This window comes from Mycobacterium sp. IDUB_36, assembly GCF_055419225.1.
Map to the genome: position 1 here is coordinate 3322871 of NZ_JBVAXH010000001.1, position 18707 is coordinate 3341577.

Here is an 18707-nt window from a genome sequence, read left to right on the forward strand (position 1 = left end):
CCACAGACGACGGAGGACGAGAACAGTGCGAGTGCTGGTTACCGGCATCGAAGGTTACCTGGGTTGTCTGCTCGCCCCGGTGTTGATCGAGGACGGCCACGACGTGGTCGGTCTCGACACCGGCTACTACAAGAGTGGGTGGCTGTGCCGCGGTCAGTTGGCCGGTGCGCCGGACCGTGTCGCCCCGGCCACGCTGGTCCGCGACATCCGCGACGTCACGCCCGACGACCTGCGCGGCTTCGATGCGATCGTGCACATGGCCGAGCTCAGCAACGACCCGATCGGCGATCTGATCGGCGACGTGACTTATCAGGTAAACCACCACGGCAGTGTGCATTTGGCGGACTGCGCCAAGCGCGCCGGCGTCAGCCGCTTCATCTACATGTCGTCGTGCAGCGTCTACGGCATCGCCGATGGCACCGTCGACGAGACCAGCCCGATGAACCCGCTCACCCCGTACGCCAAATGCAAAGCCCTGGTCGAGCAGGATGTCAGTGCGATGGCCGACGACGACTTCTCGCCGGCATTCCTGCGCAACGCGACCGCCTTCGGGGCCTCGCCGCGGATGCGGTTCGACATCGTGCTGAACAACCTGGCCGGACTGGCGTGGACCGAACACGAGATCAAGATGACCAGCGACGGCACGCCGTGGCGCCCGCTGGTGCACGCGCTGGACATCGCCCAGGCCATCCGGTGCGCGTTGCGGGCCGACCGCCAGTCGGTGCACCGGCTCGTCGTCAACGTCGGCAGCGACGAGAACAATCGCACGGTCCGTGAAATCGCCGAGACGGTGAGCGCCGAATTCCCGGGCTGTGAACTGTCTTTCGGCCCGCCTAGCGCCGACAACCGCAGCTACCGGGTGGCCTTCGGAAAGATCCGCGACGTGTTCCCCGACTTCCGTGCCGAGTGGGACGTCGCCGCGGGGGCAACTCAGCTGCACCGGGTGTTCGACAGCATCGCGATGGACCCGGAGACCTTCAACGGACGTGGGCACACCCGGCTCAAGCAGATTCAGTACCTGCTGAAGTCCGGTCAGGTGGACGAGCGGCTGTTCTGGAACGGAGAGCTGCGGTGAAGTACACCCCGACCGACGTCGACGGCGTGATGATCGTCGACATCGAGCCGCACCGCGACGACCGCGGCTTCTTCTCCCGGGCGTTCTGCGCCGAGGAGTTCGAGGAGTTCGGACTGCTCACCGGTGTCGTGCAGACCAACATCTCCTACAACTACACCCGCGGCACGCTGCGCGGACTACACCGTCAGGTGCCGCCGCACGCAGAGGCCAAGTTGGTCAGGTGCACTCGCGGTGCCATCGCCGACGTCGCCGTCGACGTCCGCCCGGAATCGCCGACCTACGGCAGGCACGTCATGGTGCAGCTGAGCGCCGACAACCGCCGGGCTCTGTTTCTGCCGCCCTACGTGGCCCACGGCTTCCAGACCCTGGCCGACAACACCGAGGTCTTCTACCAGATGAGCGGTCCGTATCAGGCCGGCGCCGGGCAGGGATTCCGTTGGGATGAACCGGAATTCGGGATCGACTGGCCACTGCCGGTCACGGTCGTCTCCGGCAAGGATGCCAACTGGCCCTTGCTGCGCTCGGTCGACCAGCTGACCGGAACGCTGCGCGTTCCGCCGGCCCGGGCGGCATCATGACCGCGTCGGCGGTGGCGGTGCGGATGGTGGTCAGCGGCAGCATCGTCGAGCGTCGCGACACCGACGAGGTGCTGTCGATCATCGACTCGCGGTTACGCTCGGACTCAACGACCGGCCTGGCCGTCGGCTCGGTGAACCTCGATCACCTGCACCACTTCCGGACCGTCAGTGCGGCGCCCGTCGGGCAGCTGGAATGGCTGCTGCTCGCCGACGGCATGCCGATCGCGTGGCGGGGCCGAATCCTGACGGCCCGCAGCTGGCCCCGCATCACCGGTGCCGACCTGCTGCCCGAGGTGCTCGCGCTGGCCGATGCGACGGGCAGCCGGGTCGGCTTCTTCGGCGGCAGCCCCGAGACACACCAGCGTCTTGCACAGCGGCTGGCCGAAAGCCACCCGGGCTTGGCGATCTCGGGAATGTGGTCACCGGACGCGGCCGAGATCGATTCGCGCTCCGAGGCTTTGGAAGCCGACATCCTCGCGGCCCGCACCGACATACTCGTCGTCAGTCTCGGTAAACCGCGTCAGGAGCAGTGGATCGACCGGCACGGGGCAGCGACCGGCGCGCGGATCTTCCTGCCCAGCGGCGGCGCCATCGACTTCCTGGCCGGCGGGCAGCTGCGGGCACCCGCGTGGATGCAGCGGTCCGGCCTGGAATGGCTGTACCGGTTGAGCCGTGAACCCCGCCGGCTGGCGCGGCGCTACCTCTTGCAGGGCCCCGGGGCGCTGTTGCGGGCTGTGCGCGCGCAGCTGATCTGCTACCCGGGCGTGGCCTACGGGGGTTTCGAGCAATGATGACGTCCTCAGTGTCGAGCCCGGTCTCGAGGTCGATCACCGCGCGTGTCGGTCAACCGCCGGTCGTTCCGGCGCCACCGACGCCCAACACCGAGCCGGCGCGGCGCTGGCTGCACTGGTATTCAACCCGGCTGCGGATCAGCGACACCGTGATCGTCTGTGCCGCTGTCGCACTCGCTCAGCTGGTCCGATTCGGGGACTCGCCGAAAGTGTCCGGCTACCCGGGTCCGGTGATGACTTTGTTCTCGATCGGCTTCGCCGTCCTCTGGCTGACGTCGATCGCCATGTTCAACGCCCGCTCGATCCGGATCATCGGCGGTGGACTCGAGGAGTACCGGCGGATCATCAGTGCGTCGTTCTGGACGTTCGGAATCATCGCGATGGCCACGCTGCTCGCAAAGATCTTCCTGGCCCGCGGCTATCTGGCGGTGGCTCTGCCGGTGGGCACGTTCGCTCTGCTGGTGAGTCGGGTCTGGTGGCGCCGCCACATCGCCCGCCGGCGAGCGCTGGGCAAGTACCAGACCAGGGTGCTGGCGATCGGCGACCGCAAAGCCGTCACCCATCTGGCCGAGGAACTGACCCGCAACGCCGGAGACGGGTATGTCGTTGTCGGGTGCGGTATCCCGGGATATGGGCCGTCGCGTGGCAAGAAGCTGGTGATCAACGGCCGGGACGTACCGATTCTCGGCGACGACGCGCACGCGGTCGCGGCGATCGGTCATTGCGCCGCGGACACGGTGGCGCTCACCGGGACCGAACGATTCGGGGTCCAGGGTGTCCGGCAGCTGATGTGGCGGCTGGAGACGATGGATGTCGACCTGGTGATGGCGCCGGGCGTGATGGACGTTGCCGAGGGCCGGCTCGCCCTACGGCCCGTCGCGGGTTTCCCGCTGCTGCACGTGGAGAAGCCACAATACAAGGAAGCCAAACGATTCCAGAAACGCGCGTTCGACTTCTGCTTCGCGCTGGCCGCGCTGATCGGCACCTCGCCGCTGCTGATCACCGCGGCGATCGCCATCAAGCTCACCAGCAAGGGCCCGGTCTTCTATCCGTCCGAGCGCATCGGTCTCGATGGCAAGCCGTTCAAGATGTTCAAGTTCCGCACCATGGTGGACGGCGCGGACCAGCAGATCGACAAGCTGCTCACGCTCAACGAGAGCACCGGCGGAATGCTGTTCAAGATCCGCGAAGACCCGCGAGTCACGACCGTGGGGAAGATGTTGCGGCGCTTCAGCATCGACGAGCTGCCGCAGTTCCTGAACGTGCTCACCCAGGACATGAGCGTGGTCGGACCGCGGCCGCCGCTGCAACGCGAGGTCGCCAAGTACGACGGTGACGTCAAACGGCGGATGTTGGTCAAGCCGGGGGTGACCGGGCTGTGGCAGGTGAGTGGTCGCTCGGATCTGTCGTGGGACGAGTCGGTCCGCCTGGACCTGTCATATGTCGACAACTGGTCGATGACCAGTGATGCCCTGATCATCGCGAAGACGATCAAGGCCGTCCTGGCTCGTGACGGGGCGTATTGATGACTGACACCACAGCAGCGGATGTGCAGGCATCCGTGGAAGATTCAGCGATCCCGCACACCCGTATCGCGCACGCGGTGTCGATCCAACTGGTCTGCCGGGTACTGGGCATGCTCGCGTCGGTGTTCTCGGTCGCGATGACGGCGCGCTACCTGGGCCCGGGCCGCTACGGGCAGCTCACCATCGCGGTCGCCTTCATCGGGATGTGGACCAGCCTCGCGGACCTGGGCACCGGCACCGTCGTCGTACGACGGGTGACGTCCGGCCGCGGCGAGCTGGAGCGACTGGTGCGGGTCAACAGTGCGCTGTCGCTGGTCTACTGTGTCCCGCTGGCCGCCTTGGCCGCCGTCACCGGAATACTCGTCTACCGCGACGCCGACGTGCGCATCATGCTCGTCGTGCTGTCCGGGCAGCTGCTGATGCTCACGCTGACAACACGTTTCGAGCCGATCTTCCAAACCACCGTGCGGTTCGCGGCGGTGGCGCTGTCCGACGTTGCCAGCCGGTCGGCCACGCTCGGCGCGGTCGCCTGGCTGGTCACCACCCGGCAGGGCGTGGTCTGGTTCGCCGTCGCCCAACTGATCCCGCCCGCGCTGCAACTGCTCATCCAGGGCATCGCGGCCGCGCGTCACGTCACACTACGGCCGGCGTTCGCGCCACGAGAAGCCGCCGACCTGCTCCGCGAAAGCCTGCCGCTGCTCGGGGTGATGGTGATCGGGGTGCTCTACTGGCGCGCCGACGGGGTGATCGTCTCGTTGGTCAGCACCCACGCCGAAGTGGGCGTGTACGGCCTGGCCTACACCGTGGCATTCAACACCGAGGCCCTGTCGGTGTTCTTCCTCAAGTCGACCCTGTCGACCGCCACCTCGCTGTTCTCCCGCGACGTCGCCGCCTTCGCCGGCTTCCTACGCCGCAGCGTCGAATTGATGAGCTCTCTGGCGGTCCCGGTTGCCGCCGTCGGCGCACTGCTGGCAGGCCCGTTGATCAAGTTGTTCGGCGATCAGGACTATGTGAGTCGCGGAGCCCCGACCCTGGCGTTGCTGTTCGTCGCGGTCGCCCTCCGGTTCGTCACCGGGACCCTCGGTCAAGGGTTGTTCGCCTGCCATCAGCAGCGGTTCTTCTTCCAGTCATTCGTCGTCTCGCTGGCCTTCAACATCACCTTGAATCTGTTGTTGGACAGCCGGTTCGGTGCGGTTGGCGCGGCGTTCTCGCTGGTCTGCACCGAACTGTTCGGGTTCCTGTTGGCCAGCTGGTGGCTGCGCCGCACGTGCGGCTACCGGACGCCGACATCGTTCATGCTTCGGCTGCTGTTGCCTGTCGCGGTCAGCGTCGTTGTGGCGCTGACACTTTCGGGCCAGCATGTCATCGTGGTGCTCGGCGCCGCGGCCATCGTGTACCTGGCGGTCAACCTGGCCATCGGCCCGGTGGACTGGTCGAACCTGTCCACACTTCGTCGTAAGCAGGTGATCGCATGACGCGCGTGGCCGACCGGGCCTACCTGAAGCTCCCGGACCGCGGTGTGCCCCCGCCGCGGTCCGGGTCCCACCTGGTGGTGGTGATCGTGACCTACAAGAGTCATGAATTGCTCGAGCAGTGCTTCGCCAGCCTGCACCAGCACATGCCCGGGTTGCCGGTCTATGTGTACGAGAACAGCGGTGCCGATTACCCGGGCCGCGACGAGTTGGCCGCGCGTCACCCCGACGTGCACTGGGTGTTCGGGCCGGTCAACATCGGATACGCCGCCGCCCTCAACGCACTGGTCGAGCACACCCCGGCGGGCTCGGATCTGTTGCTGCTCAACCCCGATGCCCGTTTGCTGGGGCCGCTGACCCGGACCGTGGAGTTGCTCCGCAGGCCCGACGTCGCCGCGGTGGCGCCCATGCTGCTCGACGAGGCGATCGGCGGCCCCCAGCCATGGGACCACGTGAGTCGTCAGGCAACGCTGACCCGGGCGCTGGTCGCGGCTACCGGCTACAGCCCTGCGCTGCGGGGAACCGCACTGTCGCACCTGTACGCCCGCAAACCCGCCGAGTCGTCGGACATCGACGGTTACATGGCCGGGGCCTGCATCGCCCTCAAACGGGCGGCCTGGGACCAGATCGGCGGCTTCGACGAGGAGTTCTTCCTCTTCGGCGAAGAGGCCGACTGGCAGCACCGCGCCCGAGCGGCCGGGTGGCGGCTGGTGATGGCCGACGAACTTCCGGTCGAGCACGGTAATCCCGCGCTCGACCCCACCGCGGGCGGGCCGGGCGCCACGCACGGCGCCGAAGTGGCGCCCATCGAGCGCCTGCGTAACAACGACATGTTGCGGGCGAATGCGGCGCTGCTGCTCGAGCACCAGCACGGCGTCTACAAGGCCGATGTATACCTGGCCGGCACAACCCTTTTGGACCGGGTCCAGCGGTCCAGACGAAAGATCCGGCGCGGCGCGATCGCCGCGCAGCGCCGCACGGACCGGCTCACCGTGGTGATCACCACCAACCGTTTGGTGTACGGCGGCGCGGAGCGTCAGAAGGCGCTGCTGGCCGGCGAACTGCACCGTCGCGGCTACCCGGTGACCGTCGTGTGCATGCAGCGGCTCGGACCCCTGATCAAGGAGATCCCGCACGGTGTGCGAGTGGTGCGCCAACCGTGGTGGGCGCCGGCCCTGGACATTCCCGCTGGTCCCGCCGTGCTCATCAGCGGCGACACCAACACCGAGACGGGATTCGCGACGCTGTGGCGGGCGGGCGGTGCCGGTCGTCACTGGCTGGTTGCACCCCACGTACCGCCCGAGCCGGACCGGCGGATCTACTCGCGACCGCTGGCCGCGGCGATGTCCCGTTCGGACGGATTCGTCGTTCTGGCGCAGCGGCATTGGGAGATGATGCTGGCCCGGCACACCCTGCGTGGACGCCATTTCGTCGCTCCCAACGGCGTTCCGTCACCCGATCTGCCGGTGCGGCCAGTTCGTGCTGAAGGCGACCCGCCGCACCTGGTGATGCTCTCGCGGATCCTCGAGCACAAGAATCCGCACGTCCTGATCGAGGCGCTGAGCAGCCTGACCGACCTGCCCTGGCGGCTTTCGATCTTCGGCGACGGCCCCGACCGGGAACGGTTGCAGGCCGCCACGCCGACGGAGTTGGCCGACCGGGTGCAGTGGCGCGGCTGGTCGGCGGGCCCCGGCCCGGCGCTGGCCGACGCCGACTTGCTCTGTGTGCCAAGCCGTTCCGAAGCCTTTCCGATGGCGATCGTCGAGGCGATGGGCCGGGGTGTTCCGGTGGCCGCGTCGGCGGTGTGCGCGATCCCGGACATGCTGGACTTCGGCGCAGCGGGATTCGTCGTCGAACCGATCACGGTGTCGGCGTGGCGGGACCAGTTGGCCGCCGTGCTGGCCGACCCCGCTGTGCTGCCGGCGGTGGGGCGGCGCGGTTACGAACGTATGCGCGCGCACTACACCGTCGGCGCCATGACCGACGCCTACGTCGACGCCATCGAGGCGGTGCTGTGAACCAGAGTCGCCGACCAGCCCACACTCATCGGCCTGAAAGGGGGGAACTGTGATGCTCCGTTCACTGTTGAAAAAGCTTGTCCCATCACAACTACGCGGAAACAGAGCGGTTGTCGCCGAAGGCCGGCCCGCGTTCGAGACGGTGATCTTGGGCGGCGGCCCGGCGGGCACCGGGCCGCTGGTCTGGGCGGCGCAGAACGGCCGGCTCGGTCCCTGGCTGGATCGCGGTGTCGCGGTCGTGGAACGAAGCACCGGTGGAAGCTCGCTGGGCCACTACGCACTGAACGCCGATTCGCCCGGCCGCTCGTTCCTGGAGTGCCTGGACGGTCCGGACTGCGAGCCGGCGCTGCTGGAAGTCCGGCGCGATCCGGTGACGCAGGAGATGGAGGCGTGGCGTACCGGCCACCCGCCACTGGAGCTGGTCGACCGGTTCGAACGACGCGTGCACACCGCGATCGGTGCGGAAATCGGCCGCCACCCCACCAGCCGGGTCTACGCCGACACGACGGCACGGGCGCTGCACCTGCAGCCTGACGGCTCGATCGTCGCCGTCATCAGCACGGACGACGGTCAGCGCGAGAGCATCCATGCCGCCAGCGCCGTGATGGCCCTGGGCGGTCGGCCGAACACCTCGTGGGAGGGGGTCGAGCGGGCCACCGGCACCGACTTCGCGCGTTGGCGGCACAAGCTCATCTCGAGTCACCGGCTGCTCACCCACGGCGCGGCAGAACAGGTCGGGCAGCTGCTGGCGAGCAAAGACCGGCCGCTGCGGGCGGTGATCGTCGGCGGTTCGCACAGCGCGTTCTCGTCGGCATGGATTCTGTTGGAGCGCATGCCCGAAGCGTGTTTCGACGACCACGGCGTTCAGATCCTGTACCGCACCGAGCCCCGGGTCACCTATTACTCGCGTGCCGAGGCCGAGGCCGATGCCTACCGCTTCGCCGAGACTGACGTCTGTCAGGCCACCGGCCGGGTGCACCGACTGGGCGGGCTGCAGGGCGACGGCCGGCAGATGTGGCGACGCATGCACGGCAAGGATGGCATGGCGCCCGACCACCGCGCCGTTCTGCGGTCGCTGGGCGACATGTCGCGGCCGGAGCTGGTCGCGCTCTTCGAGGACGCCGACCTGATCGTGTCGGCGTTCGGCTACCGGTTGGCCACCGTTCCGGTGTTCGACAAGGACGGTTATCCGGTCCCGTTGGCGCGCACCGGCCCCGCGGTGGGTTCGGACGCCCGGCTGCTCGACGCCGAAGGCCGGCCCATACCGGGCCTGTTCGGAATCGGGTTGGGCAGCGGGTTCACCCCGTGGGGCGGTATGTCGGGCGAGGCGTCGTTCACCGGTCAGCAGAACAGCCTCTGGCTCTACCAGCACGGGTTGGGGGAGCTGATCCACGACGGCGTACGCAGCCATGCCACGGACCGGGCCACCGCCACCGAGCACACCGTAAAAGGCTCCGCCGCAGACGTTTCCGCGGACGGCGATGCCGTACCCATGGACGAAGTGAGGATTCGATGAAGTGCCGTTTGTGTGACTCGGACCGACTGGTCAGCATCTTGGACCTCGGCGCGACGCCGCCCTGCGAAAAGTTTCTGAACCCGGACGAGCTCGACCTGCCCGAGCCGACCTTCCCGTTGCATCTGCGGCTGTGCGAGGACTGCCTGCTGTTGCAGATCCCGGCGCTCATCACGCCGGAGGACACCTTCACCGAATACGCTTACTTCTCTTCGTTTTCCGACAGCTGGGTCGACCACGCGAAGAAGTTCGTCAAGGATTCCGTCAAACGACTCGGATTGTCCTCCGAGTCGCTGGTGGTCGAGGTGGCCAGCAATGACGGATACCTGCTGCAGCATGTGGTCGCCGCGGGCATTCCGTGCCTGGGCATCGAACCGTCGGTGAACGTGGGCGCCACCGCTCGCGAGCGCGGCGTCCCCACGGTCACCGAGTTTCTCGACGAGACGCTGGCGCGGCGGGTCCGGGCCGAACACGGGCCGGCGTCGCTGGTGGTGGCCAACAACGTCTACGCCCACATTCCGGACCTGCGCGGGTTCACCCGATCGTTGCGCACGCTGCTGGCCGACGACGGCTGGTTGAGTATCGAGGTGCACCACGCCCTTCCGCTGGTGCGTAACGCGCAGTTCGACACGATCTACCACGAGCATTTCCAGTACTACACACTCCTGTCGGCCAGCCGCGCCCTGGCCACCGCCGGCCTGACGGCAGTCGACGTCGAGGTGTTACCGACACACGGTGGTTCCCTGCGGATCTGGGCCCAGCCGACCCGGATCGCCCCACCACCCAGTGAGCGGGTCGTCGAGGTGCTGCGCTCGGAGAAGGCGGCGGGACTGCACCGCGTCCAGGGATACCTCGAACTACGTCACCGCACCGAGACGCTGCGCCAGAATCTGCTCCGATTCCTGCTGCAGTGCCGCAGCGAGGGCAAGCGTGTGGTCGGCTACGGCGCCCCGGGCAAAGCCAACACCCTGCTCAACTACTGCGGAATCCGTAGCGATCTGCTGGAGTACATCGTCGACCGCAATCCCTACAAGCATGGTCGTTACACCCCGGGAACCCGGATCCCGATCCGCGATCCGAAGGCCATCGCCAGGGACCAGCCGGATGTCGTGCTCGGTCTGCCGTGGAATCTGGAAACCGAACTGCGGCAACAACTCAGCTATGTCCAGGACTGGGGTGGCGAACTCGTCTTCCCGCCCAGCCTGCAGGGCCGGGGCATGCTGGTGGGCAACGTGCCGGGGGCAGTGCCGGCATGAGCGTGTGTCGGGGGTGCGGGGGCACTGACCTGAGTCGAGTTCTCGACGTCGGGAAAGTGCCTGCTGCAGATCACTTTCCATTGGTATCCGATCCGGTGAGCTCGGACGAGTCGTCGCACGAGCTGGCGATGGATTTGTGCGCCGGGTGCGGCCTCGCTCAGCTCGGCGACGACGACACGGTGACCTCCGAACCGCGGGGCATCGAGCCGGAGGCCTTGCGGGATCAGGCCGCGCGGGCGGTGAAGCGGGCCGCCGAGGCCGGTCTGTTGCGCGGGGGCACCGTCCGGGAATTCGGCAGCCCGCACGGTGGCACGTGGCTGCCGCTGCTGGCCCAGCGCGGGTTCGCCGAAGTCAGCGGATCCAACATCGCCGACGTCGTGCTCGACTCGTTCGGCATCATGCACGATGCGGATCAGCGCGCGGCATTCCGGTTGCGGGCGCAGGCGACCGCACCGGGCGGTGTGCTGCTGCTGCAATTTCATTCGCTGCTGGCCATCGTCGACAAGGGGCAGTGGAATGCGTTGCGGCACGGCCACTTCGCCTACTACTCATTGCTGGCGCTCACCGAACTACTGGACGCGGTCGGGATGAGCATCGCGACAGCCTGGGAGTTCGACCTGTACGGCGGGACCGTTCTGGTCGCTGCGGTGCACGGATCGGTCGAACCCGACCGGCGGGTCCAAGACATCCTGCGGCGTGAGCGGGAGTTCGGGATCACCGAAGCGGCCGTGGTGGGGCGCCTGCAGCGGGTGGCAGAGAGTCACGCCGCGCGGCTGCGTTACTGGCTCGAAGCTCAGGCGCGCAGCGGGCGAAGGGTGTACGGATACGGCGCATCGTCCCGGGTGCCGGCCTTGTTCAGCATCGCCGGCGTCGACCGGCGCCTGGTGCGAGCGATCGCCGACGCCTCCCCGGGAAAGCAGGGCCGCCGCATCTCGGGAACCAACGTCGCGATCATCTCGCCGGAGGAGCTCGTCGACGCCGACCCGGACTGCGTCTTCCTGACCATTCCGGAACTGTACGAGGAGGTAAGACGACGGTACTCACAGCTCAACGGACGCTGGTCCCTCGACCCGATAGCGGCGTTGTGAATGCTACTCGCGTGCTGTGGCTTTCACCGCAGATGCGCCCCTTGGCGCGCGTACACGCCGAGGCGCTGCGTCGTCGCGGCGTCGAGGTTCTGCTGATGACATCCGACGAACACCCGGAGTCGGGGAACCCTCGCGACTACGAATTCGTGCTGGACCCCCGCGAGCGTGCCGCATCCAGCTGGCCGCACACGATGGCCGCCTGGAATGAGGTGCGCGACTACCGGCCCGACGTGGTGATCGCCGAATCGGTGTGCAACGCCCGCTGGATGGCGCTGGCCTCAGGGGCTCCACGCATCCAGCTGGTGCACGACCACCGCGGCAACGACCCCGTCCAGCATCGGCCGTTCCTCAAGCGTGCGATGTTCGACCGCTGGGGCGCCCGCTCGGCGGCCACGATCACCTACAGCAGCTATGTGGCCGCGGCCGTCGCAACCCGGCGGGACGTGATCGGCACACCGGTGCACGTGTTGCCGTTGGCCAGCGATCTCGACCCGACTCTGGTTCCGCCGCTGGCAGATCCGGAGGCGCGACGCGACTTCGTCATGGTCGGCCGCCTGCACCCCTACAAGAACATCGACGTGGTCCTGCAGGCCTGGCAGCAGCATGTCGACGGGGGCAGCTGGCGCGGTGACGAGCTGGTGCTGATCGGCGACGGTCCGCTGGTGCTTCAGTCGCTGCCCGAATATGTGCGCTGGCGGCCCGGACGGTACCGCTACTCGGAGGTCCTGACGACCTTGGCGTCCGCCAAGGGATCCGTGGCGCACTACCGACGTGCTTCGCAGAGCGGAGTCCAGGTGCTCTCGATGCAACTGGGCGTCATGCCGATCGTTTCCACCGTCGGCGGACTTCCGGAATACCAGCCGCCGGGCTGCCCGCCGCTGGGTGTCGACGACGTCGACGGGCTGGCCGCCGCGTTCGACGATCTGGCCGACCCGTTCACCGCAACGCTGCGGGGCGCCTCGGCCGCGCGTCATTACGCCGACAAGTTCACCGTCGACATGGTCGCCGACGGATTGATGAACGTGATCAACGAAGTTCTCGGCAACCGTCTCAATTGACGACCACAACGACCCAACCACCGCAGGAGAACGTCATGAGCCCAACCGCTGTTCCGCCGACCGCCGACACCCGTAGCCTCGTTCAGCGCGTGGTCGGCCGGCTGTCCGACCTCACGACGGCGCACCTGCTGCCGTCGAAGGCGGCGAACCTGCGGCAGTGCGCGCGAGATGACATGTGGGACACCTATTTCCGCGAGGCGGAGGGCCAGTTCCACGAACAGTGGATCGGGACCATCCGCCCGCTGATCGAAGACTTCGACTTCAGCACGGTGCTCGAGCTCTCACCGGGTGCGGGCCGCAACACCGAGAAGCTCAGCGAGCTGACCTCGCGGCTGATCGCGGTCGACTACAACCAGCAGGCGCTGGAGCAGACGCGGGAACGCCTGCGCGCGTTGGGCAACCGCTGCGAAGTCACCTACCATCAGAACAACGGATGCGATCTGCGGATGGTGGACGACGCGTCGGTGACCGCCATCTACTGCTGGGACTCCGCCGTGCATTTCGACAAGAGCGTGCTGGCGGCCTACATCGGCGAGTTCGCCCGCGTCCTCGCGCCCGGGGGCTCGGGCTTTCTGCACCACTCCGACCTCGGTGACCGCGCGCACAAAAGCATCAAGCGCAATCCGCATTGGCGCAGCAACGCGAGCAAGGAACTCGTCGCCGAGCAGTGCCGGCTCCACGGTCTCACGGTCGTCCGTCAGCAGGCGGTGCCGTGGCCGCCGATTGTCGACTGCGCGACCATCTTTCGCAAAGACATCTAGGCCGGTCCGCCGGCCGGTAACGGAGACAGTGCAGCGCCGCACACCATCCGGGAACATGAGAGACAAGGGGGGTGAATGTGGTGCGGCCTTTCCGCTTCATCGCACCGATGCCGCGGTTCGACTCGCCTGCGACATGGCGCGACCAGATCCGGCGGATCGAAGAGCTCGGCTTCAGCACCGTCGCGGTGGCCGAACACATCGCCGGTTGGCAGATGGAGCCGGTCGTCGCGCTGACCGCGGCGGCGGAGGCGACGTCGTCGTTGCGCCTGCTGAGTTTGGTGATGTGCAACGACTTCCGGCACCCGGTGATGGTGCACAAGTCCATGGCGATGCTCGACGTGTTGTCCAGCGGACGGGTCGAAATCGGCCTCGGGGCCGGTTGGCTCGCCGACGACTTCCGCAGCATGGGTCTGCCACCGGACTCACCGGGTGAGCGGATCGAGCGGGTCGGCGAGTCGGTGCGATTGCTCAAGCTCCTGTTCGCCGACGGCCCGGCCGATTTCGAGGGACGGCACTACACGGTGCGGGGTCTCGACGGCACACCCGAATCCGTGCAACGCCCACACCCGCCGCTGTTGCTCGGCGGCGGTGGGCCCCGCATGCTTCGGCTGGCCGCGCAGCAAGCCGACATCATCGCCGTCCACCCCAGAATGACCGCGGGGACGCTCGGCCCCGACGCCGCGGCCGATTTGTCAGCTACCGAGGTGGGCAACAAGATTCGGCTCGTCGAAAAGGAACTGTGTGCGGCGGGCCGGGCGGTCGACGACGTCGAGATCCAGTTCAACGTCTACCTGACCGAAGTCGAGGGGCGCCCGGCGTCCCGATCGTCGTTCAACGAGCATCTGCGCGCCGATCCGGAGCTCCACGCCCATTCGCCTGCCGTCTTGTCCGGCAGTGTCGATCGCTGTTGCGACCTGTTGGTCGAGCGACGGGAACGGTTCGGCATCTCATACATCCAACTCAAATCCGATCTGGATTCGGCGGCGCCGATCGTGGCGCGACTCGCCGGAACCTGAGCGACCAAGGAGAAACCTGTCATGGGAGATCTCGAAGAATTCGCCGAAGAGCGTCGCCGCAACATCGCGAAGCTGGGTAGTGACGACGTGCTCGGCAAGGAGGCCGTGCGTATGACGGAGTCGCTGATTTCGCACCGCTATGTGTTCAACTTCGACTGGCTCGGGCTGCCGATCATCCAGTTTCCCCCGGACATCATTGCGCTGCAGGAGATCTGCTGGACGGTGAAACCCGCGGTCGTGATCGAAACGGGGGTGGCGCGCGGTGGCTCGTTGGCCCTCTACGCGTCGATGATGCAACTGCTCGGATCGGACGGTTTCGTCATCGGAGTCGATGTCGACATCCGCAGTCACAACCGCGAAGCGATCGAGGCCCACCCGCTGGCCGATCGGATCAAGCTCGTCGAGGGATCGTCGATCGATCCGGGCACGGTGGCTCAGGTTTCGTCGATGGTCGGCGACCGCGGGCCGGTGCTGGTGGTGCTCGACTCGCTGCACACCAAAGATCACGTTCTCGCCGAACTCGAGGCCTACTCGCCGCTGGTCGGCACGGGATCGTTTGTCGTCGTGCAGGACACCGCGATCGAGGCGCTGTCCGAGGATGTCTACCCGAACCGCCCGTGGCACCACGGCAACTCCCCGGCCAATGCCGTGGACGAGTTCCTGGCCCGGCCGGACTGCCGTTTCGCGGTCGACGACGACTACGCGTCCAAGCTGGTGTTCACCTCGACCCCACGGGGCTTTCTGCGCTGCATCGCCTGACCGGCGAGCGGGTCAGGGTTTGACGGTCTGCAGGTACACGCTGAACATGTGCCGGTAGAGCCAGCCGAGTGCCGGCAGCGCGGCTCTGGGTGCGCTGGGAAGGCGCTCACCGATCTTCTCGCGCGAGGAAAGCTTGGCGTCGCAACGCAGTCCGTGCTGCTGCATGGTCTTGATGCTGGCCCGCACGGACCGGTAGAACGTCTCGTCCTCGCTGAACCGGCCGAATATCTCGGCGCGCTCGTGCAGCGCGAAATCGGTGAAGTAGGGGGCCGCCAATCCGAAGCGGAGAGCGGCCGTGACACCGGCGCGGCGCAGCGGTCCTTTCGGCAGCCAATGCACCATCGGCGCCCGCAGGTGGCTTTCGACGGGACGCCACTTGGCATCCCAGATGTGCAGTCCGCCGGCACCGCGCGCGGAAACCCGGGCCACTTCGGCGGCGAAAGCCCCCAGATCGGCGACGTGCTCCAGGACCTGGTCGGACAGCACCACGTCGAACATGCCGTCGGCGAAGGGATAGCTGAAATCGGGATTCATCGGCTGCAGGCGGGCCGGATCGGCACCGGTGCGGTCGAGGTATTCCCGGCCCCGGTCGATGTAGTCGGTGCGGACGTCGGTGCCGTGCGCGTCGAAACCCGCGGCGCACAGCCACGCGACCGTGTCGCCTCGCCCGCACCCGACGTCGAGTACTCGTAACGCCGTCCGGTCGGTCCCCCGGCGGGCCGACTCGCGGTTCAGGTATCGCTGAACGTATCCGGTTGGCACAATGGGTGATTCGATGAGGTGGTTTTTGCTGTCCTCGTCGTGTTCGGCAAAGTTCGGCAGCCGGTCACCGGTGATGGTCATCGCGAGCCGACCGGGAGGCCGGCCAGCAACCCCGGCGTCCGCACCGCGCAGAAGTCGTGGACGTAATCGTCGGGCATGGCGAACGGGTGGAACTCACCGGAGCGGACCATCGACATCTGATCGCGTTCGACGTCGAACTGCGCGATCGGCCGCAGCGCGTTCGCGGCGACGGAGAAGACGTGATACCCGAGCGCCTCGAGTTCGGCGAAGACATCCCCGATCGGAGTGCCGAGGTGACGCTGCTCTATCTCGATGAGGATCGTCGGATGCGATCGGCGGAAAAGCGAAGCGCCGCCGCGTAATACCGACAGCTCGTGCCCTTCGACATCGATCTTGACGAAGTCGACGCGGGCGACCGGTCCGAGCGCGTCGTCGAGCCGAACGGTGGGGACGTCGATCGTCTCGACATCGACACCCTGGCCGTCGAATCCGTGGGCCAGGCTGGCCTGCGCGGTCACCAGCCGGGTCTGCTGTCGCGGGACCTGAAGTCGTGCCTGGCCGGCGACGTCGGACACGGCCGATGGGCTGAAGCGGACATGCGGCCGGGCCGCGGCCAGCTTGCCCAGCATCGGCGCATTGGCCGGATGCGGCTCAAAGCTGTACACCTGCCCGGACTTTCCGACCCGGCGCGCGAGGTGATAGGTGAACAAGCCCCAACTCGCGCCCACGTCGACAACGGTCGCGCCGGGCCGGGCGAAGTGGTCGGCGACAGTCAGTGCAAGGTCCTGTCCCCGGCGCCGGTGCCACAGCACCTCCGTCGTGGTGGCCATCGCATGGCGGCCCAGGTACCGTCCGATGTTTCGCACCGTCGCGTATTTCGCAGCCCAGTTGACCACGTCACCGCGGTTTGCCACCGACACCATTCAAGCGCCTTCCTGCCACGCGAGAGCCCGTTCGGGCAAGGATACCAGAAGTAGTTCAAAATCTTGTTAATCATCCTAAAAGTATGTACAGTGCGGTTCAGTTGGTGATCGGGTTGGTGCGGCGTGCCGACCACAATGAGGGGACAGCAATCCAGATGACCGCTGGACGCGGCAAGGTCGTGCGACCCGCAGCGCATTCGTTGCGGGTGCTGTGGCTGTCGCCGGGGATGCGGCAGCTGGCGCGGGTGCGTGCAGAAGCGTTGCGCGCGCGCGGCGTTGACGTTCTGCTGGTGACGTCGGATCAGTACTTCCCCAAATCCGACACCCGCGATTACGAGCTGGTGCTCGATCCGCAGTTCCGCAAGGCCGCGACCTGGTCGCCGCACTTCGCCGCGTGGCGCCGCGCCCGCCGATACCGGCCCGACGTCGTGATCGCGGAGCTGGTCACCGACCCGCGTTGGATCGCTTTGGCCGGGACGGCGCCCCGCATCCAACTGGTGCACGACGACCGCCCACACGATCCGGACGAACAACTGCCCGCGTACAAGACGGCGGTGTTCGACCGTTGGGGTGCGGCGTCGGCGGCCACCGTGGCCTGCAGCGACTACGTTGCGACACAGATCGCCCGGCGGCGTGACGTGGCCGGCACCGACGTGCGGATGGTTCCGCTGTGCAGCGACCTCGAAGCGACGGCTGTCCCACCGTTCGTCGGCGCCGAGGAACGGCGCGACTTCGTGATGCTCGGCCGGCTCAACCCGTACAAGAACGTCGACGTGGTGCTCGACGCCTGGGAGCGCCATGTTGCCGGGAAGCACTGGCGTGGTGACGATCTGGTGTTCATCGGCGATGGCCCGGCGATGGGCCGGACCCTGCCCGCGCACACCCGCTGGTTGTCGGGCAAGTACCGCTACGACGATGTCGTCGCCACGCTCGCCGCCGCCAAGGCCTCCCTCGCTCCGCATCGGCGTGCGTCGCAGAGCGGCGTACAACTGTTGTCGATGCAGTTGGGTGTGATGCCCATCGTGTCCACCGCCGGCGCACTCCCGGAGTTCCAGCCGCCCGGGTGTCCGCCCGTCGGTATCGACGATGTCGACGGATTGGCCTCTGCCTTCGACAGATTGGCGAGTGCGCGCACCGCCGCACGGTGCGGTGCCGCGGCCGCGCGGCATTACGACGAGAACTTCAGCATCCAGCACAGCACCGAGGGCTTGCTGGATGTGCTGACCGACGTCATGACGTCATCGGTCGCCAACGTGAAGCCGGAATCCGTTCGCGCAACGGCCTGATCAGAGGGATGTCACATGTCTGTCGCCGTCTCGGCCAAGCGCTCACTCGCGCCGTTGGTCAAAGCCGTTGCGCCGCGGTCGTTCTACCGGCGTAAGTACCGCATCCTGGGCCGACTCGCGGCGTCCAACGCCGAGATACGCCTGGTCCAGTCGCTGTGCGACCCGAACCGGATCTCGCTGGACATCGGCGCCGATGTCGGCGAATTCAGCATCGCCATGCTGGCGTCGTCGCGATCGGTCGTCGCGTTCGAGCCGCGACCGGCCCAGGCCCGGGCGCTTGCGGACATGTTCAACGCCGTCGGCGCGGCGGTGCGCATCGAGGCGATCGCGCTGTCCGACCAGCCCGGCACCACGGCGATGCGGGTATTGGAGTTCGACCCGGGCCGCAGCACCATCGACGCGGCCAACTCATTGGCCGACGACGACGGCAGCCCGGTCCAGACCATCGACGTCGAGGTCACCCGACTCGACGATATGGAATTAAGCGATATCGGGCTGATCAAGATCGACGTCGAGGGCCACGAGCTCGCGGTGCTGCGCGGCGCGGCCGACACGTTGCGGCGCGAACGGCCGACCCTGGTGGTCGAAGCCGAAGAGCGCCACCACGTCGGCGCGGTCGCCGCGATCACCGAGTTTCTGACCGGACTCGGCTACAGCGGATTCTTCACCGTCGGTGAAAACCGGCTTCCGATCGACGAATTCGATCCGGTCCGGCATCAGGATCCGGCGAACATCGCCGGTTGGAAAGACGGCTGGACGACGCGCGGAACCTACGTCAACAACTTCGTCTTCCTGCCGTCCTGA

Annotated in this window: 17 protein-coding genes; 15 read left to right on the plus strand and 2 right to left on the minus strand. The window is 67.2% G+C overall.

Annotated features, from left to right (window positions below; translation table 11 throughout):
- The first annotated feature begins 25 nt into the window (after positions 1-25).
- The 13 genes from ACZYW1_RS16560 (at position 26) to ACZYW1_RS16620 (ending at position 14911) form a co-directional block, all read left to right on the plus strand.
- Positions 26-1075: an NAD-dependent epimerase/dehydratase family protein gene (locus tag ACZYW1_RS16560; protein WP_463787270.1), complete on the plus strand. Its 1050-nt coding sequence runs from the start codon at positions 26-28 to the stop codon at positions 1073-1075.
- Positions 1072-1653: a dTDP-4-dehydrorhamnose 3,5-epimerase gene (rfbC, locus tag ACZYW1_RS16565; RefSeq protein ID WP_463787271.1), complete on the plus strand. Its 582-nt coding sequence runs from the start codon at positions 1072-1074 to the stop codon at positions 1651-1653. The genes ACZYW1_RS16560 and rfbC overlap by 4 nt, the downstream gene beginning before the upstream one ends.
- On the plus strand, positions 1650-2444 hold the full coding sequence (locus ACZYW1_RS16570; protein WP_463787272.1) for a WecB/TagA/CpsF family glycosyltransferase: 795 nt from the start codon (positions 1650-1652) through the stop codon (positions 2442-2444). The genes rfbC and ACZYW1_RS16570 overlap by 4 nt, the downstream gene beginning before the upstream one ends.
- On the plus strand, positions 2444-3970 hold the full coding sequence (locus tag ACZYW1_RS16575) for a sugar transferase (RefSeq protein WP_463787273.1): 1527 nt from the start codon (positions 2444-2446) through the stop codon (positions 3968-3970). The genes ACZYW1_RS16570 and ACZYW1_RS16575 overlap by 1 nt, the downstream gene beginning before the upstream one ends.
- A complete protein-coding gene (locus ACZYW1_RS16580; protein ID WP_463787274.1) occupies positions 3970-5445 on the plus strand; it encodes a flippase in 1476 nt (491 codons plus the stop codon). The genes ACZYW1_RS16575 and ACZYW1_RS16580 overlap by 1 nt, the downstream gene beginning before the upstream one ends.
- Positions 5442-7460 (plus strand): glycosyltransferase, encoded by a 2019-nt coding sequence (locus tag ACZYW1_RS16585; RefSeq protein WP_463787276.1) that lies wholly within the window; start codon positions 5442-5444, stop codon positions 7458-7460. The genes ACZYW1_RS16580 and ACZYW1_RS16585 overlap by 4 nt, the downstream gene beginning before the upstream one ends.
- 52 nt (positions 7461-7512) lie before the next feature.
- Positions 7513-8976, plus strand: a complete 1464-nt coding sequence (locus ACZYW1_RS16590; protein WP_463787277.1) for a hypothetical protein — start codon at positions 7513-7515, stop codon at positions 8974-8976.
- On the plus strand, positions 8973-10229 hold the full coding sequence (locus ACZYW1_RS16595) for a methyltransferase domain-containing protein (RefSeq protein ID WP_463787278.1): 1257 nt from the start codon (positions 8973-8975) through the stop codon (positions 10227-10229). The genes ACZYW1_RS16590 and ACZYW1_RS16595 overlap by 4 nt, the downstream gene beginning before the upstream one ends.
- On the plus strand, positions 10226-11317 hold the full coding sequence (locus ACZYW1_RS16600; RefSeq protein ID WP_463787279.1) for a transferase: 1092 nt from the start codon (positions 10226-10228) through the stop codon (positions 11315-11317). Before ACZYW1_RS16595 ends, ACZYW1_RS16600 begins: the two co-directional genes overlap by 4 nt.
- Positions 11318-11328: 11 nt before the next feature.
- Positions 11329-12375: a glycosyltransferase family 4 protein gene (locus tag ACZYW1_RS16605; RefSeq protein ID WP_463787280.1), complete on the plus strand. Its 1047-nt coding sequence runs from the start codon at positions 11329-11331 to the stop codon at positions 12373-12375.
- A gap of 35 nt (positions 12376-12410) precedes the next feature.
- A complete protein-coding gene (locus ACZYW1_RS16610) occupies positions 12411-13136 on the plus strand; it encodes a class I SAM-dependent methyltransferase (RefSeq protein WP_463787281.1) in 726 nt (241 codons plus the stop codon).
- Positions 13137-13213: 77 nt separating this feature from the next.
- Complete coding sequence (locus ACZYW1_RS16615) at positions 13214-14152, plus strand: TIGR03621 family F420-dependent LLM class oxidoreductase (RefSeq protein WP_463787282.1); 939 nt, start codon at positions 13214-13216, stop codon at positions 14150-14152.
- 21 nt (positions 14153-14173) lie between these two features.
- Entirely contained in the window at positions 14174-14911 is a 738-nt protein-coding gene (locus ACZYW1_RS16620; protein ID WP_463787283.1) for a cephalosporin hydroxylase family protein, read from the plus strand.
- Positions 14912-14923: 12 nt separating this feature from the next.
- Here ACZYW1_RS16620 and ACZYW1_RS16625 read toward each other — a convergent pair whose 3' ends face one another.
- On the minus strand, positions 14924-15754 hold the full coding sequence (locus ACZYW1_RS16625; RefSeq protein WP_463787284.1) for a class I SAM-dependent methyltransferase: 831 nt from the start codon (positions 15752-15754) through the stop codon (positions 14924-14926).
- A complete protein-coding gene (locus tag ACZYW1_RS16630) occupies positions 15751-16617 on the minus strand; it encodes an FkbM family methyltransferase (protein WP_463787285.1) in 867 nt (288 codons plus the stop codon). Before ACZYW1_RS16630 ends, ACZYW1_RS16625 begins: the two co-directional genes overlap by 4 nt.
- 206 nt (positions 16618-16823) lie before the next feature.
- On the opposite strand from ACZYW1_RS16630, the gene ACZYW1_RS16635 reads away from it, so the two are divergent.
- Together ACZYW1_RS16635 and ACZYW1_RS16640 are read left to right on the plus strand one after the other, a co-directional pair.
- A complete protein-coding gene (locus tag ACZYW1_RS16635) occupies positions 16824-17903 on the plus strand; it encodes a glycosyltransferase family 4 protein (RefSeq protein ID WP_463787858.1) in 1080 nt (359 codons plus the stop codon).
- Between the two features lie 15 nt (positions 17904-17918).
- Positions 17919-18707: an FkbM family methyltransferase gene (locus ACZYW1_RS16640; RefSeq protein WP_463787286.1), complete on the plus strand. Its 789-nt coding sequence runs from the start codon at positions 17919-17921 to the stop codon at positions 18705-18707.